The sequence below is a fragment of the Arthrobacter dokdonellae genome (assembly GCF_003268655.1).
GTDB lineage: Bacteria > Actinomycetota > Actinomycetes > Actinomycetales > Micrococcaceae > Specibacter > Specibacter dokdonellae.
Genome location: NZ_CP029642.1, coordinates 93,520 through 108,564 on the forward strand (window position 1 = coordinate 93,520; position 15,045 = coordinate 108,564).

The following is a 15,045-nucleotide window of genomic DNA, read 5'->3' on the forward strand; positions in this document are numbered from 1 at the left end:
GGTGGTCACTGGAGTGCTCCTTCAAGGGACTGGCCGGCGGCGAGCTCGTCCGCCAGCTGGCGGGCCTGCTCGCGCAGCTGCGGGGTCGGCTCGGAATAAACAAACGCGAAAAGGTCCGCCGGGTCCGGCGCGGTCTCCGTGTTGAGCCCGTCCCGCAGGGTCTTGGCCACGGATTCAGCGGAAGCGGCGATGCGTGCGGTGTCCGCGGGGGCCAGCTGTCCGGCGTCGTGCAGGTAGTTCTTCAGGCGCAGCAGCGGATCCTTCGGAACCCACTCGGCCACCTCCGCGGCGCTGCGGTAGCGGGTGGCGTCGTCGGCATTCGTGTGCGATTCCATCCGGTAGGTGTGCGCCTCGACGAGGGCCGGGCCGCCGCCGTCGCGCGCCCGCTCCACCGCGCCGCACACCACGGCGAGGAGTGCGGCCAGGTCGTTGCCGTCCACGCGCTCCCCGGGCATGCCGTAGCCCACGGCCTTGTGCGCCAGCGACGGCGCCACGGACTGGTGGATGAGCGGAACGGAGATGGCGTACTGGTTGTTTTGGACCAGGAAGACCACGGGGACGTGGAAGACGGCGGCAAAGTTCAGGGCCTCGTGAAAGTCGCCCTCGCTGGTGGAGCCATCGCCGCACAGGGCCAGCGCCACCGTATCCTCGCCTCGCAGCTTGGCGGCGTAGGCCACCCCGACGGCGTGCAGCAGCTGGGTGGCGAGCGGGGTGGCCGGCAGTGCCGTGTTGTACTGGTGCGGGTCAAAGCCGCTGTGCCAGTCGCCGCGCAGGGATTCAAAGGCCTCCATGGGCGCCACGCCGCGGCCCAGGATCGCCACGGTGTCCCGGTAGGTGGGGAACAGCCAGTCGCCCGGACGCAGCGCCATGTCCGCCGCGACCTGGCAGGCTTCCTGCCCGGTCGACGACGGATACACCGCCATCCGCCCCTGCCGCACGAGGGCGTTGGCCTGATCGTTGATGCGCCGGCCCACCACCAGGCGCTCGTAGCCGTCCAGCAGCGTCGCCGCCTCCGGCAGGCTGTAGCTTTCCTTGTACTCGGCGGCCGGGGCCAGCGAGCCGTCCGGGGCGATCAGCTGGACCGGTGCGGCGGACGGCAGGAGGTAGCCTTCCGGACGGCCGGCATTGTGTTCCAAAAATTCCGGGTGGTTCGTCATTGAAGTCCCACTCCTCCCAGGGAGTTGCTTGCGCGGCACAGGCGATCCCGGGTGGGCGCAACGGTCCGCAGGCGTAAAGATGTTCCGTCCCTCAAGTATGCGATTGGATGTCGATTTGTATCCATTCGATCGACGAGTTGTGGAAATTTGCGATCGATTGTCGTATTCTAAAAGACAAAACAGCCATGTGATGTGCATTACTGGAACAGGATGTCTCACGGCAGCACAGGAGTCCCATGCCAGAGCACGCACCCGTCCCCCTCGACGACGTGGACCGCCGGATCGTTGCCGAGCTGGTCCGCGACGGCAGGCTGTCGGTCACCACCGTCGCGGAGAATGTGCACATCTCCCGGGCACACGCCTATTCCCGCATCGCCCGGCTGACCTCCACGGGCGTGCTGACCAAGTTCACGGCCCTGGTGGACCCGGTGAAGGCCGGCCTGAAATCCTCGGCCTACGTGACACTGAAGGTCAGCCAGCACGCGTGGCGGGAGCTGAAGGAGGAACTGCGGGCCATCCCGGAAGTGGAGCACATTGCCCTGGTGGGCGGCGACTTCGACGTGATCCTGCTGGTCCGCGCGACGGACAACGCCGGATTGCGGCGCGTCATTTTTGACCAGCTCCAGTCCATGCCGGGTGTCCAGGACACCCAGACATTCTTGATTTTTGAGGACCTCAACAACCGGTGAACCGGGGCCGCCGTTAAGCCATGAATGTGCCGTGAATTGCCTCAAGTCCATTGACCTTTTTCCCCGCCGGGCGCATTCTGGTGCGGGGATACTGAGGACGGGAGCACGTCATGGCCACTTCGAAGACACCTGTTCCGCCTGTTGGCTCCAGTCCCGGCAGTGCCGGCCTTAAACGCGAGATCGGGTTCATCGGACTGCTTTGGGCCTCCACCGGCTCCATCATTGGATCCGGATGGCTTTTCGGGGCCAAGGACGCACTGCAGATTGCGGGGCCGGCCGCCATCATTTCCTGGGTGATCGGCGGCGTTTGCATTTTGATTCTGGCGCTGCCCCACGCCGAGCTGGGCGGCATGTACCCGGTGTCCGGCGGCACGGCGCGCTTTCCGCACTACGCCTTCGGCGGCGCCGTGGGCGCATCGTTTGGCTGGTTCTCGTGGCTGCAGGCCGCCACGGTGGCGCCCATTGAGGTCCAGGCGATCATCAACTACGCCGGCCATTACTCTTTCGCCAAGTCCTGGCTGGTCATCAAGCAGACGGCTGCAGGCCCGCAGCCCACGCTGACGGGCAGCGGCCTGACAGTCGCCATCCTGCTGATGGCCTTCGTCACGGCCATCAACTTCCTGAGCATCCGGAAGCTCGCCAACGTCAACAGCGCCGCCACGTGGTGGAAGGTGGGCGTGCCGCTGCTGACCATCTTCATGCTCGCTGTCTTCAACTTCCATCCCGGCAACTTCACCGCGGCCAGCGGCTTTGACCCGGACGGAGTCAAGGGCATCCTGTCCGCCGTGTCCACCGGCGGCATTGTCTTTGCCCTGCTGGGATTCGAGCAGGCGGACCAGCTGGCCGGGGAAAGCAAGAACCCGAAACGGGACATTCCACGGGCAGTCATCGGTTCCACCGTCATTGGCGTCTTTATCTACCTGCTGGTGCAGTTTGCGTTTCTGGTGGCCCTGCCCGCCTCCCAGATTGGCACCACGTGGAAGAACGGCCTGTACACGGCCATGACCGGGCCGTTCGCGGACATCGCCACACTGGTGGGCTTCGGCTGGCTGGCGTCGATCCTCTACCTTGACGCCCTCATCTCCCCGGGGGGCACCGCACTGATCTACGTGACGGCGTCGTCCCGTGTTTCCTACGGGCTGAGCCGCAATGGCTATGTGCCCGTGGTTTTTGAAAAGACCAACAAGGCGGGTGTCCCGTGGGTTGGCCTGATCGCCGCATTTGTCATGGGCTGCATCTGCTTCCTGCCGTTCCCGACCTGGCAGTCGATTGTTGGCCTGATCACCAGCGCCAGCGTCCTGATGTATGCGGGGGCACCCCTGGCCCTGGGCGTCTTCCGGCGCCAGCTGCCCGATGAAGAACGCCCCTACCGCCTCCCCGGCGCCACCGTCATGTCGCCCCTGGCGTTCGTCGTCGCGAACCTGCTGATCATGTGGACGGGCTGGGGCACCGACTGGAAGCTCGGCATCGCCATCCTCATCGGCTACCTCATCCTCGTCGGCAACCGGGTTTTCAAGCTGAATCCACTCAAGCCGCAGATGGACTGGAAGGCCGCCCAATGGCTGCCGGTCTATCTGGTGGGCATGGGCCTGATCGTCTACCTCAGCGACTTCGGCCCGCTGGCACACCCCTGGTTCCCCCTCTACTGGGACATTGTCGCCACGGCTGTGTTCAGCGCCATCATCTACTACTGGGCCGTGCACGTGTCACTGACCAGCGACGAGATCAACCAGGTGGTCCACTCTGCAGTGGTCGAGGCCGAGGAAATCATCCCACAGTCGTCCTGATCCCCCAGCCCTCCTGACGCCCTGGACAATGAGGGCTAGGCTCGTTCCATGAGCACAGCAAGTAAGGCAACCGAGCTTCTCCGCCTCCACCGGGCACCGGAAATTCTCCAGCTGGCCAACGTGTGGGATGTTATCAGCACGAAGGTCATTTCCGCGCTGCCCGGCACCAAGGCCCTGGCCACCGCCAGCCACTCCATTGCCGCGTCCTACGGCTACGAGGACGGCGAGCACATTCCCCTCGCCACCATGATCGAGGCCATCGGGCGCATCGCTGCGGCCACGGACCTGCCCGTCACCGCCGATCTAGAGGCCGGCTACGGCAACCCCGGCGAAACCATCCGCAAGGCGGTCGGCGTCGGCATTGTCGGTGCCAACATCGAGGACCAGATGCGCCCCCTGCCGCAGGCCGTCGCACAGATGAAGCGGGCCGCGGACGCGGGGGCAGCCGAGGGGATCGACTTTGTCCTCAACGCCCGCACCGACGCGTTCCTGCGCGGCGCCGACCGCGACCCGCGGGAAGTGCTGGAGGCCGCCGTCGAACGCGGCCGCGCGTACCTGGACGTGGGCGCCACCTGCATCTTTGTGCCGGGCAAGCTCGACGAGCCCACTGTCAAGGCCCTCGTGGGCGGGATTGGCCGCGGCCAGGTCAGCGTCATCAACGTGCCCGGTTCCCTCAGCCCGTCCAAGCTGCAGGAGCTGGGCGTGGCCCGGATTTCCTACGGCCCGTGGATCCAGCGCGTGGCCCTGACGGCCATCGCCGACGCCGCCACCGCCCTCATGAACGACGGCGCGCTGCCGGAAGGCACCCGCCCGCTGAACTGACGGCCGCGGTGGTCGGGCCCGGTCCCGACCCGTTCGCAGGGCCCCCTGCAGGGCCGCCGGGGCTACCTGCCGGTGAAGCCGGGCTTTCGCTTGGCGGTGAACGCGGCAAAGCCCTCCGCGTAGTCGGCCGTGGCGGACAGCCCGGCCTGCGCCGCGTTTTCAAGCACGACGGCGTCCCAGAGCCCCAGCCGGCGGTCCCGGATCTGTGCCACAAGGGTCTTGCTGGCGTTGAACGCCTGGGTGGGCCCGTTGGCCGCCTTGGCCGCCGCGGCGCGGGTGAAGTCGAGCAGTTCCTCCGCCGGCCTGGCCCGGCTGAACAGTCCGGAGGCGACGGCCTCGGTGCCGCTGATCAACTCCGCCGTGTAGATCAGGTCCAGCGTCCGGTGCGTGCCCAGGCGCTCGGTGAACAGCCAGTGGCCGCCCGAATCCAAAGTGGCGCCGAGGTTGGCAAACGGCGAGCCGATCTTGGCGTTGTCGGCAACGTACACCACGTCGGTGGCAACCAGCAGGCCCAGCCCCACACCCAGGCACGCGCCCTGCGCGGCGGCGAACGTGGGTGCCGGAAAGTCGCTCATCGTCTTCATGAGCGGGGCCAGCAGTCCGTCCAGGTAGCCGCTGACGTCATCGGTGGCGCCGTCCACCCCGGCGATGTCACGGCCTGCACAAAACGCCCGTCCCTCACCCCGGAGGAGCAGCGCGCGGACGGTGCCCGCCGAGACGGCGGCAGCGGCGTCGTCGTACGCGGCCCCCAGCTCCCCCAAGCCCGCCTCGGTGAGCGAGTTCAACTTCTCCGGGGCATTGAGAACGATCTCGGCAACGCCGTCGGCAATGGAAAGCTCAATCATGGGGATTCCTCAAGGTGCGTGGATTGGGGTCTGGGCCTCGACGCGTTCGCTGAGCTCACTGCGCGGCCACGGGGAGCACCCGGTCAGCCGTCGTAGTCAACCGTGACCTCGGCGGTGGTGGGGCGGGACTGGCAGGTGAGGACGTAGCCGTTGTCAATCTCGTCGGGCTCGAGCGCGTAGTTTTCCTCCATCTCCACCGTGCCGCTCACCAGCTTCGCCCGGCAGGTGCCGCAGACGCCGCCGGCGCAGGCGAACGGCACGTCTGGGCGCACGCGCAGGGCGGCGTTGAGGATCGATTCGCGCGCGTGGGTGGGGCTGAGGATGTCCGCGGTCAGGCCGTCAAGGGTGAACGTGATCTTGTATGTTTCCGCGGATGTGTCCACGAGGACGGGCCGGCCCGCCTGTCCCTCCGGGCGGTCCGGGCGGCCGGTGGTGAACAGTTCAAAGCGGACGCTGTCGCGGGGAACGCCGCGGGCCTCGAGCACGTCCCGGCACAGCTGCACCAGTTCGAAGGGGCCGCAGAGGAACCATTCGTCGACGTCGTCGGCGTGGATGGCGGTGCCGAGCAGGGACTCGAGCTTGTCCGCGTCCAGGCGCCCGCTCATCAGGGGGGCGATGCGTTGTTCGCGGGACAACACGTGGTGCAGGGCAAAGCGTTGCGGGTACCTGTCCTTCAGGTCCGCCAGCTCCTCCAGGAACATCACATCCATGGTGGCCTTGTTGGCGTACACCAGGTCGAAGCGGGTTCCGGGGTTTCCGGCCAGCAGCGACTTGGCCAGCGCCATGACCGGCGTAATGCCGGAGCCGGCGGCGATGGCCACGTAGGTTCCGGCGTCGCGCGCCATGTCCTCGGGGTGGTTCATGCTGTTGAGGACGTTGGACACGCCGGCGCCGCCGGCGTGCTTGGAGATGAAGGCGCCCATGGGGCTCATGACATCCATGACGGCGCCGGCGGCCAGTTCCTTGTTGGCCCAGGTCGAGAATTCCCCGCCGATGTCCTGCTTGATGGCGACCCGGATCTCGGAGCTGCCGTCCTCGAACTGCACCGGCACGGCGCAGATGGAGTAGCTGCGGCGGACCTCGCGGGCCACGCCGTCGGCTCCGGGCAGCTGCATGCGCAGCGCCACGTATTGGCCGGGCAGGTAGTCGTAGTGGCCGGCGAGTTCGGGCGGCACCTCGAAGGTGACCTCGATGGCATCCTCCGTGAGCCGGCGGACCGCCTTGACGGTGAGCGGGTGGAACGAGGCCCGGCGCCGTGCGGCGGCGTCTGCGGGAACTGTCATTAGAGCACCTTGAAGTAGTCGAACGGTTCCTTGCAGTCCTGGCAGACGTAGAGCGCCTTGCAGGATGTGGAGCCGAAGCGGGTGAGTTCCTTGGTATGGAGCGAGCTGCATTGCGGGCATTTCACCTGCAGGGCAAGCCGGATCGGTCCGCTGTGGCCCCCGGCGTCCGAGTGCCCGCTGGGCGGGGCGATCCCGTACTCCTCCAGCTTGGCGCGGCCTTCCGCGCTCATCCAGTCCGTGGTCCAGGCCGGCGACAGCACCATGGCCACCTCCGCCGCGTACCCTTCCTTGGCGAACTCGGCCAGGACGTCGTCCCGGATGGCGTCCATGGCGGGGCAGCCGGAGTAGGTGGGCGTGATGGTGACCCGGACGGCGGGCGCCGGGGACCGGGCACCGTACACCTCGACCCTGCGCAGGATGCCCAGGTCCGCGATGGTGAGCACGGGGATTTCGGGATCGCACACGCGCGCGGCGATGTCCCACGCCTGCTGCTGCGCCGTCCTTTCGCGAACGTCCATGGCGGTCACCAGCTCGCCCCGGGGAATTCGCGCGCCAGCACCTGCATCTCCGCCAGAACAAGCCCCAGGTGTTCGGAGTGGCGGCCCTGCCGGCCCCCGCCCGTGGCCATCGGGTGCCCGGACACGTCCAGTTCCGCCTCGGCAAGGACGGCGCCGGTGGAGCGGTCAAATTCATCCTTCAGGCTGGACGGCACAACGCCGGCCGTGCCCAGCCGTGCGGTGAGCGCATCGTCCTCAAAGAGCTCGCCGACAAACGGCCACATGAGCTTCATGCCTGCTTCCAGGCGGCGCCGGGATTCCTCGGTGCCGCCGGCCAGGCGCAGGACCCACTGGGTGCTGTGGTCCAGGTGGTAGTCCACTTCCTTGACGGCCTTGGCGGCGATGGCTGCCAGCATCGGGTCGGAGGATTTTGTCAGTTCGCGGTACAGCGGGAACTGGTAGTTGGCCACGATGAACTGCCGGGCAATGGTGGCGGCAAAGTCGCCGTTCGGCTGCTCAAAGAGGTGGGCGGAGCGGAACTCCGGTTCACGGCGAAAGTAGGCGAGGTCGTCCTCGGTCTTGCCCCAGGCGGCGCCGGCGTACGTGAGGAAGGAGCGGGCGTGGCCCAGCTGGTCCAGGGCGATGTTGCCCAGGGCCACGTCCTCCTCGAGCTCGGGTGCGCGTGAGATCCAGTGCCCCAGACGCTGGGCCAGGATCAGGGCGTCGTCGCCGAGGCGCAGCGCGTATTCGGCCACGTCCCCGCTGGGCTTGGCCGTGCCTTGTTCGGCGGCCAGCGCAATGTCCTCGGGCCGCAGCGCAAAACCGGGGGTGATGCGGGTGGCGGACGCGGCGGAATCGCCCAGGTTGCCGGAGTGGTCGTTCACAGGTGTTTCACCCCTTCGCTCTTCGTGTAGTACGTGGCGTGGCGGTAGTCCTTGCCCTGGGGCGACTCGAAGAAGGCACCCTTGGAGTCGGGGTCCGAGGCGGCAATGGCGTCGGAGGGGACCACCCAGATGGACACGCCCTCGTTCCGGCGCGTGTACAGATCGCGGGCATTGCGCAGCGCCATGGAGGCGTCCGGCGCGTGCAGGGATCCGGCGTGGACGTGGCTGAGGCCGCGGCTGGAGCGGACAAAGACCTCCCACAGGGGCCAGCGGTGGGCACCTCCGGCGGGGGCCGGCGTCGTGCTTGTGGGTTCTGCGGCGCCCTCAGGGGCTGCCGTGCTTTCGGGTGAACTGGCGTCACTCATGTCTAGGCTGCTGCTTTCTGTTCGTTCGTGGCGGCCTGCTGGCCTGCTTGCTTTGCCGCATAGGCGGCGGCCGCCTCGCGGACCCAGGCTCCGTCGTCGTGGGCGGAGCGGCGGCGCTCCAGGCGCTGGGCATTGCAGGGGCCGCGGCCGGCCAAAACTTCCTTGAATTCATCCCAGTCCAGCGAGCCGTGTTCCCACTTTTTGGTGTCCTCGTTGAAGCGGATCTCGTCGTCCGGCAGGGTCAGCCCCAGCACCTTGACCTGCTCGGCCAGCATGCCGACGAAGCGGGACCGGAGCTCGTCATTGCTGAAACGCTTGATGTTCCAGGCCATTGACTGCTTGGAGTTGGGCGAATCGTCATCCGGCGGCCCGAACATCATCAGGGACGGTGCGTACCAGCGGTTGACGGCGTCCTGCGCCATCGCGCGCTGCCCGGGCGTGCCGTTGGCCAGCTCCAGCAGGATCTCGAACCCTTGGCGCTGGTGGAACGACTCTTCCTTGCAGACGCGCACCATCGCCCGTCCGTAGGGGCCGTAGGAGGCGCGGCACAGCGGCACCTGGTTGCAGATGGCGGCGCCGTCCACCATCCAGCCGATGGCTCCCATGTCCGCCCAGGTGACCGTGGGGTAGTTGAAGATGGAGGAATAGCGGGCCTTGCCGGCCACCAGCGCATCCATCATGTCGTCGCGCGTGGTGCCCAGCGTCTCGGCGGCCGAGTACAGGTAGAGGCCGTGGCCGGCCTCGTCCTGGACCTTTGCCATGAGGATGGATTTGCGTTTGAGGCTGGGCGCGCGGGTGATCCAGTTGGCCTCCGGCTGCATGCCGATGATCTCCGAATGCGCGTGCTGGGAAATCTGGCGCACCAGGGAACGGCGGTAGGCCTCCGGCATCCAGTCCTTGGGCTCCACGCGGGAGTCCTTGGCGATGACGCGGTCAAAGTTTTCCTGGCCCGCGGCATCTTCCGGGGACATGGCGTCCGCTGGGTTCTGGGGGGCGGGCTGGCCCGCCGGCTGCACGTTCCGTGCCATGACAACTCCTCGCTGTGGTGCCGACATTATTTACCGACCGTTCGTTCAGAATATAATGTGACGGGCGCCTCGTCAATCCGCGTGCGCCGGATTGACAGAAGGGGTCGGAAGGGTATTACCTAATGAACATTCGGTAAGAAAAAGTGAGGGGCAACACATGGCGTCCAGCGGGGCCGGGCCACAGCACCCCATGCTGTCCAACGACTACGCGTCCGAATGGCTGGGCATTGAAGTGCTCGGGCTGGAGGACGGCCATGCAACCATCGCGATGACGCTGCGACCGGAGATGATGAACGGCTTCGGCATCACGCACGGCGGCATGATCTTCGCCTTCGCCGATTCCGCCTTCGCCTTGGCCTGCAATCCCGTGCAGGGTGACACTGACTTCGTAACGGTGGCGTCCGGCGTCGACGTCAACTTCCTGTCACCCACCCGCGCGGGTCAGCGGATCACGGCCGTCGCCAACCGCCGCCAGCAGCAGGGCCGCAGCGGACTGTACGACGTCCAGGTCATGGCCGACGACGGCGGCACCGCCACCGTCGTGGCCGAGTTCCGCGGCCGCAGCCGAACCATCCCCAACAGACACACGAACTGAAAGGTCCTTCCACGATGACCGGAACCACCAAGACGGACCCTTCCGCGCTGGACTCGGCGGAGCTCATGAGCCGCGACGAGCTGGAAGCCCTGCAGCTCTCCCGGCTTCAGGCCACAGTGGCGTACGCCTATGACCGCGTGCCGCTGTACAAGCGCAAGTTTGACGAAGCCGGCGTGCATCCGCGGGACCTGCAGGAACTTTCCGACCTTGCCAAGTTCCCGTACACCACCAAGGAAGACCTGCGCCAGGAGTACCCGTTCGGCATGTTCGCCGTGCCGCAGAACGAAGTGGTGCGCATCCATGCCAGCTCCGGCACCACCGGCCGGCCCACCGTGGTCGGCTACACGCAAAACGACCTCGACGTCTGGGCGTCCCTGGTGGCCCGCTCCATGCGCGCCTCCGGCGTCCGGCCGGGCATGAAAGTGCACGTCGCCTACGGCTACGGCCTGTTCACCGGCGGCCTCGGCGCCCACTACGGCGCCGAGGCGCTGGGGACCACCGTGATACCCATGTCCGGCGGCCAGACCGAAAAGCAGATCCAGCTGATCCAGGACTTCAAGCCGGACGCGATCATGTGCACGCCCACGTACCTGCTGACCATCATGGACGCCATGCTCCACCGCGGCATCGACCCGCGCGCCACCTCCCTGAAGTTTGCCGTCTGCGGCGCCGAGCCGTGGACGGAGGAAATGCGCCACGAGCTGGAGGAGGGCATGGACCTGCAGGCGTGCGACATTTACGGGCTCTCGGAAGTCATGGGTCCCGGCGTCGCCGGCGAATCCGTGGAAACCAAGGACGGCAACCACATCTGGGAGGACCACTTCCGTCCGGAGATCATCGACCCGTTTGACCACACCACGGTGCTGCCCGACGGCCACAAGGGCGAGCTGGTGTTCACGACGCTCACCAAGGAGGCCCTGCCGATCATCCGGTACCGCACCAAGGACCTGTCCAGCCTGCTGCCGGGAACCGCCCGCCCGTCGATGCGCCGGATGGCACGGATCAGCGGCCGCAGCGACGACATGATCATCCTGCGCGGCGTGAACATGTTCCCTTCCCAGATCGAGGAAATAGCGCTGCGCATCCCGGCGCTCAGCCCGCACTTCCAGCTGGAACTGACCCGCAGCGGCCGCATGGATGAGATGACCATCCACATCGAGCCCCGCGAAAACACCACAGCGGAGGAACGCAGTGCCGCAGCCCTGGCGTTGAAATCCCAGATCAAGATCCATGTCGGATCCTCATGCACCATCGACGTCGTGGAGCCGGGCTCACTGGAACGCTCCAACGGCAAGCTGCGCCGGATCTACGACAACCGCCCCCGGCGCTGACCGGGCGGCCGTGGCCCCTGTCGAAATCTCCGTGAGAAACTAGGAACCATGCCCAACACCGCCGCCGCCAGCGTCACGGCCCCCGCCTCGTCCAAGCGGGGCCGGCCCGGCTACGACCAGCAGTCCGTGCTGCGGATCGCCGTGGACGTGTTCAACAAGCACGGCTACGACGCCACGTCCATGGGACTCCTGGCCGAGCACCTGGGCATTTCCAAGTCCGCCATCTACCACCATGTCCCCTCAAAGGAGGACCTGCTGCGGCTGGCACTGGAGGAGGCCTTGGGCGGCCTGGAGGGCGTCCTGCAGCTCGACGGCGCCACCACCGGCGCCCCGGATGCCCGCCTTGAGTTTGTGCTCCGCGGCACGATCGAGGTGCTGGTGTCCCGGCTGCCTTTCGTCACGCTGCTGCTGCGCCTGCGCGGCAACACGGAGATGGAACGCGACGCCCTGGCCCGCCGCCGCGTGTTTGACCGCACCATCACGGGTCTGGTGTCCGATGCCCAGCGCGACGGATCGCTGCGGACCGACATCGCACCGGGCACCGTCACGCGGCTCCTCTTTGGCACCATCAACTCGATCGTGGAATGGTACCGGCCCGGCGGCGCGCTGTCCGCCGAAAAGCTGGCCGACGACGTCCTGGCCATCTCTTTCCAGGGCCTGCACAAGTAGTCCGGCGCCGTTGACTGCGGCCCGCGTCAGGCGCACGATTTAGGCATGGCCACCAAAATTTCCGAAACCCTGCGGGCCCTCTCACGCGACCTCCGCTACGAACCCACCACCAAGCGCATCCGCGCCCTGCTCGGGGACCAGCCCGTCCTTGATTCCCGCAGCGCCGTGGTCCTGTGGGAACCCCGGCGGGTGGTGCCGTGCTACGCGGTGCCGGCGAACGACGTCGTTGGCGTCCTGAGTCCGGCCACCCCCGTGACGCCCGGCCAAGATTCGCCCGCGTTGCTGCACCCCGGCATCCCGTTCCGCCGGCACAGCTCCGAAGGCAAGCCGCTGGACGTTTCGGCCGGCGGGCAAAGCGCGGCCGGAGCAGCGTTTGAGCTTGGCGACCCGGACCTGGCCGGCTATGTCGCGTTCGATCCGGGCGCTTTCAGCTGGCTGGAGGAGTCCGACCCCGTCCAGTCTCATCCGCGCGACCCCTTCCACCGGGTGGACATCCGTCACAGCGCCCGGCACGTCCTGGCGTCCAGCGGCGGCATGGTCCTGGCCGAATCCACGGCCCCGCTGATGGTGTTTGAAACGGGCATGGCCGAGCGGACGTACCTGCCCGAATCGGACGTCAACTGGGACCAGCTGATTCCCACTGATTCCATGACGTTGTGCCCCTACAAGGGTGCCGCCAGTTATTGGCGGCTGGCCGGCGGTTCCGGGGAGGACGTGGCCTGGAGCTACCAGGAGCCGCTGGCGCCCGCTGCGGAAATCGCCCGCTACGTCTGCTTCTACGACAACCTGGTGGACGTCAAGGAGCTGTAGCCGGCCGGATGGTCCCGGACGGGCGCCCTCGCGAGGTGGGGGCTGGTGCCCGCACCGCGCCACACACGACTCCGTCGGTGTGTCCGCGGTGGCGCCCACCACGCCGCCAGCCCCCACCGTCGCTGCGCGCCGTCCGCGTCCCTACCGGTACAGCGTGTCCTCTTTCTCCACGAGGGTGAGGACGTCGTAGGTGGCCACGATGTCGCCGTTTTGGTTGTGCAGGATCGCGTCCCAGCAGACCTCGCCGTATTCGTCGGTGACGCGCGGTGTGATCTTTTTGGCCGTCAGTGTCACACGGATGGAGTCCCCGGCCGCGACAGGCGTGATGAAGCGCAGGGATTCCAGTCCGTAGTTGGCCAGGACGGGGCCCGGGGCGGCCTCCACGAACAGCCCGGCCGCCCACGAGACCAGAAGGTAGCCGTGGGCCACGATGCCGGGGAAGAACGGGTTCTTTTCGGCGGCCGCGGCGTCGGTGTGGGCGTAGAAGGTGTCTCCGGTGGAGTTGGCAAACGCCGTGATGTCCTCCAGCGTGACCTGACGCAGCCCGGAGGCAAACGCGTCGCCGATGCGCAGCTCGGCCAGCGACTTCCGGAACGGGTGCACGGCGCCTGCCATGCCGCCAAACTCGGGGTCCCCGGCGGCCACCCGGTCCGCGCCCGAATGCCACACGCCGGTGACCGCCGTGAGCATGTTCGGAGAACCCTGGATGGCGGTGCGCTGCATGTGGTGCTTGACCGAGCGGATGCCGCCCAGTTCCTCGCCGCCGCCGGCACGCCCGGGTCCGCCGTGCACCAGGTGCGGCACGGGCGAGCCGTGGCCGGTGGAGGTGCGGGCATCCTCGCGGTTGAGGATCAGCACGCGGCCGTGGTGGGCGGCAATGCCGGTCACCAGCTGCCGGGCGACGTCGGGATCGTTGGTGCAGACGGTGGCGACGAGGGACCCCGCCCCCAACGCGGCGAGCCTGACGGCCTCGGAGACGTCGCCGCCGTCGTGCGTGTCATAGCCAAGCACGCTGGCGACGGGGCCAAAGGCCTCCAAGGCGTGCACGGCGGGAGCCTCGGCGTCGTCCCAGCTCAGCAGCACCGGGGACATGAACGCGCCGTCGGCGGCCGAGTCAACGGCCCCGTCCGCGCGGGTCACCCGGGGTGCGTCCAGGGAGCCGAAGGCGAGCTCGCCGCCGGCCGCGAGCATGGTTTCGACGGCGGAACGGACGTCGGCCAGCTGCTCCAGCGAGGCCAGGGCTCCCATCGTGACACCCTCCGCGCGGGGGTCCCCGACCACCACGCGCTCCGTGATGCGGGCGCCGATGGCGTCAATGACGGCCTGGCGCACAGCGTTGGGGACGATGGCCCGGCGGATGGATGTGCATTTTTGGCCCGCCTTGACCGTCATTTCGGTGACCACCGACTTGATGAACGCGTCGAATTCCGGCGTGCCGGGGCCGGCGTCCGGCCCGAGGATGGCGGCGTTGAGCGAGTCGGTTTCGGAGGTGAAGCGGACGCCGCCGTGGGCCACGTTCGGGTGGTTCCTCAGCAGGTTCGCCGTGCTGGCGGAGCCGGTGAAGGAGACCATGTCGCGGTAGTCAAGCTGGTCCACCAGGTCCCGCGCGGAGCCGGAAATCAGCTGCAGCGAACCGGCGGGCAGGATCCCGGACTCGACGATGGCCCGCACGGCGGCCGCGGCCAAATAGCCGCCGGGGGTGGCGGGCTTGACGATGGTGGGTACGCCGGCGATGAAGGCGGGGGCGAACTTTTCCAGCATGCCCCACACGGGGAAGTTGAACGCATTGATCTGCACGGCCACACCCGGGATGCGGGTATAGATGTGCTCGCCGATGAACGACCCGTCCTTGGAAAGCACCTCCACCGGCCCGTCCACAATGACGTTGGCGTTGGGAAGTTCACGCCGGCCCTTGGAGGAAAACGTGAACAGCACGCCGATTCCGCCGTCGATGTCCACCATGGAGTCGATTTTCGTGGCACCCGTTTGGGCGGAAACCGCGTACAGCTCCTCGCGGCGCCCGTTAAGGTACTGCGCCAGTTCGCGCAGTTTAAGGGCACGCTCGTGGATGGTCAGCCGGCCCAATTCGGCCTGCCCGACCGTCCTGCCGTGGTCGACGGCGGCCGCCAGGTCGAGTCCGTCGGCGGAGACCCGGGCGAGGACCTCCCCCGTGCTGGCATCGCGCGCGTCGGTGGCCCGGGCGTCGCTGGCGGGGGTCCACCAGGCGTCCCGGACGTAGCTCGGAACCGTTTCAATTGACGTTGCTGTGGCCATGGCCGGCAC

At 67.5% G+C, this 15,045-nt stretch carries 15 protein-coding genes; 7 read left to right on the forward strand and 8 right to left on the reverse strand.

Annotated elements, in window-relative coordinates:
- Positions 1 to 5 precede the first annotated feature (5 nt).
- Positions 6 to 1,157, reverse strand: coding sequence for a thiamine pyrophosphate-dependent dehydrogenase E1 component subunit alpha (locus tag DMB86_RS00450; protein ID WP_113716076.1), 1,152 nt, complete (start codon positions 1,155 to 1,157; stop codon positions 6 to 8).
- A gap of 236 nt (positions 1,158 to 1,393) precedes the next feature.
- Between DMB86_RS00450 and DMB86_RS00455 the strand changes: the two genes are divergently transcribed.
- From DMB86_RS00455 to DMB86_RS00465, 3 genes are all read left to right on the forward strand, one after another.
- Positions 1,394 to 1,846 (forward strand): Lrp/AsnC family transcriptional regulator, encoded by a 453-nt coding sequence (locus DMB86_RS00455; RefSeq protein ID WP_113716077.1) that lies wholly within the window; start codon positions 1,394 to 1,396, stop codon positions 1,844 to 1,846.
- A 110-nt stretch (positions 1,847 to 1,956) separates the two neighbouring features.
- Complete coding sequence (locus DMB86_RS00460; RefSeq protein WP_113716078.1) at positions 1,957 to 3,633, forward strand: APC family permease; 1,677 nt, start codon at positions 1,957 to 1,959, stop codon at positions 3,631 to 3,633.
- A 48-nt stretch (positions 3,634 to 3,681) separates the two neighbouring features.
- The gene (locus tag DMB86_RS00465; protein WP_113716079.1) at positions 3,682 to 4,455 is read left to right on the forward strand and encodes an isocitrate lyase/PEP mutase family protein; all 774 of its coding nucleotides are present in this window, start codon (positions 3,682 to 3,684) and stop codon (positions 4,453 to 4,455) included.
- A gap of 62 nt (positions 4,456 to 4,517) precedes the next feature.
- On the opposite strand, the gene DMB86_RS00470 is transcribed toward DMB86_RS00465, so the two are convergent.
- The 6 genes from DMB86_RS00470 to paaA all read right to left on the reverse strand — a co-directional run bounded on the left by DMB86_RS00470 (position 4,518) and on the right by paaA (position 9,300).
- Positions 4,518 to 5,300, reverse strand: coding sequence for an enoyl-CoA hydratase/isomerase family protein (locus tag DMB86_RS00470; RefSeq protein WP_113716080.1), 783 nt, complete (start codon positions 5,298 to 5,300; stop codon positions 4,518 to 4,520).
- 83 nt (positions 5,301 to 5,383) lie between these two features.
- Entirely contained in the window at positions 5,384 to 6,583 is a 1,200-nt protein-coding gene (paaE, locus tag DMB86_RS00475) for a 1,2-phenylacetyl-CoA epoxidase subunit PaaE (RefSeq protein WP_113716081.1), read from the reverse strand.
- On the reverse strand, positions 6,583 to 7,101 hold the full coding sequence (paaD, locus tag DMB86_RS00480) for a 1,2-phenylacetyl-CoA epoxidase subunit PaaD (RefSeq protein WP_113719229.1): 519 nt from the start codon (positions 7,099 to 7,101) through the stop codon (positions 6,583 to 6,585). Before paaD ends, paaE begins: the two co-directional genes overlap by 1 nt.
- Positions 7,102 to 7,106: 5 nt before the next feature.
- Positions 7,107 to 7,964 (reverse strand): 1,2-phenylacetyl-CoA epoxidase subunit PaaC, encoded by an 858-nt coding sequence (paaC, locus tag DMB86_RS00485; protein WP_113716082.1) that lies wholly within the window; start codon positions 7,962 to 7,964, stop codon positions 7,107 to 7,109.
- On the reverse strand, positions 7,961 to 8,329 hold the full coding sequence (gene paaB, locus DMB86_RS00490; RefSeq protein ID WP_113716083.1) for a 1,2-phenylacetyl-CoA epoxidase subunit PaaB: 369 nt from the start codon (positions 8,327 to 8,329) through the stop codon (positions 7,961 to 7,963). The genes paaC and paaB overlap by 4 nt, the downstream gene beginning before the upstream one ends.
- 2 nt (positions 8,330 to 8,331) lie before the next feature.
- Positions 8,332 to 9,300 (reverse strand): 1,2-phenylacetyl-CoA epoxidase subunit PaaA, encoded by a 969-nt coding sequence (paaA, locus tag DMB86_RS00495; protein ID WP_227878790.1) that lies wholly within the window; start codon positions 9,298 to 9,300, stop codon positions 8,332 to 8,334.
- A gap of 214 nt (positions 9,301 to 9,514) precedes the next feature.
- Between paaA and paaI the strand changes: the two genes are divergently transcribed.
- Genes paaI through DMB86_RS00515 form a run of 4 tightly spaced genes read left to right on the forward strand, consistent with a single transcriptional unit; the run spans position 9,515 to position 12,762 of the window.
- Positions 9,515 to 9,952, forward strand: coding sequence for a hydroxyphenylacetyl-CoA thioesterase PaaI (gene paaI, locus DMB86_RS00500; RefSeq protein ID WP_113716085.1), 438 nt, complete (start codon positions 9,515 to 9,517; stop codon positions 9,950 to 9,952).
- 14 nt (positions 9,953 to 9,966) lie between these two features.
- Complete coding sequence (paaK, locus tag DMB86_RS00505; protein WP_113716086.1) at positions 9,967 to 11,283, forward strand: phenylacetate--CoA ligase PaaK; 1,317 nt, start codon at positions 9,967 to 9,969, stop codon at positions 11,281 to 11,283.
- 48 nt (positions 11,284 to 11,331) lie between these two features.
- Positions 11,332 to 11,952 carry a TetR/AcrR family transcriptional regulator gene (locus DMB86_RS00510; RefSeq protein WP_113716087.1) on the forward strand — a complete coding sequence of 207 codons (621 nt, stop codon included), beginning with the start codon at positions 11,332 to 11,334 and terminating at the stop codon, positions 11,950 to 11,952.
- A 45-nt stretch (positions 11,953 to 11,997) separates the two neighbouring features.
- Entirely contained in the window at positions 11,998 to 12,762 is a 765-nt protein-coding gene (locus DMB86_RS00515; RefSeq protein ID WP_113716088.1) for a DUF427 domain-containing protein, read from the forward strand.
- Between the two features lie 141 nt (positions 12,763 to 12,903).
- Here DMB86_RS00515 and paaZ read toward each other — a convergent pair whose 3' ends face one another.
- Positions 12,904 to 15,036, reverse strand: coding sequence for a phenylacetic acid degradation bifunctional protein PaaZ (gene paaZ, locus DMB86_RS00520; protein WP_113719230.1), 2,133 nt, complete (start codon positions 15,034 to 15,036; stop codon positions 12,904 to 12,906).
- Between the last annotated feature and the right edge of the window lie 9 nt (positions 15,037 to 15,045).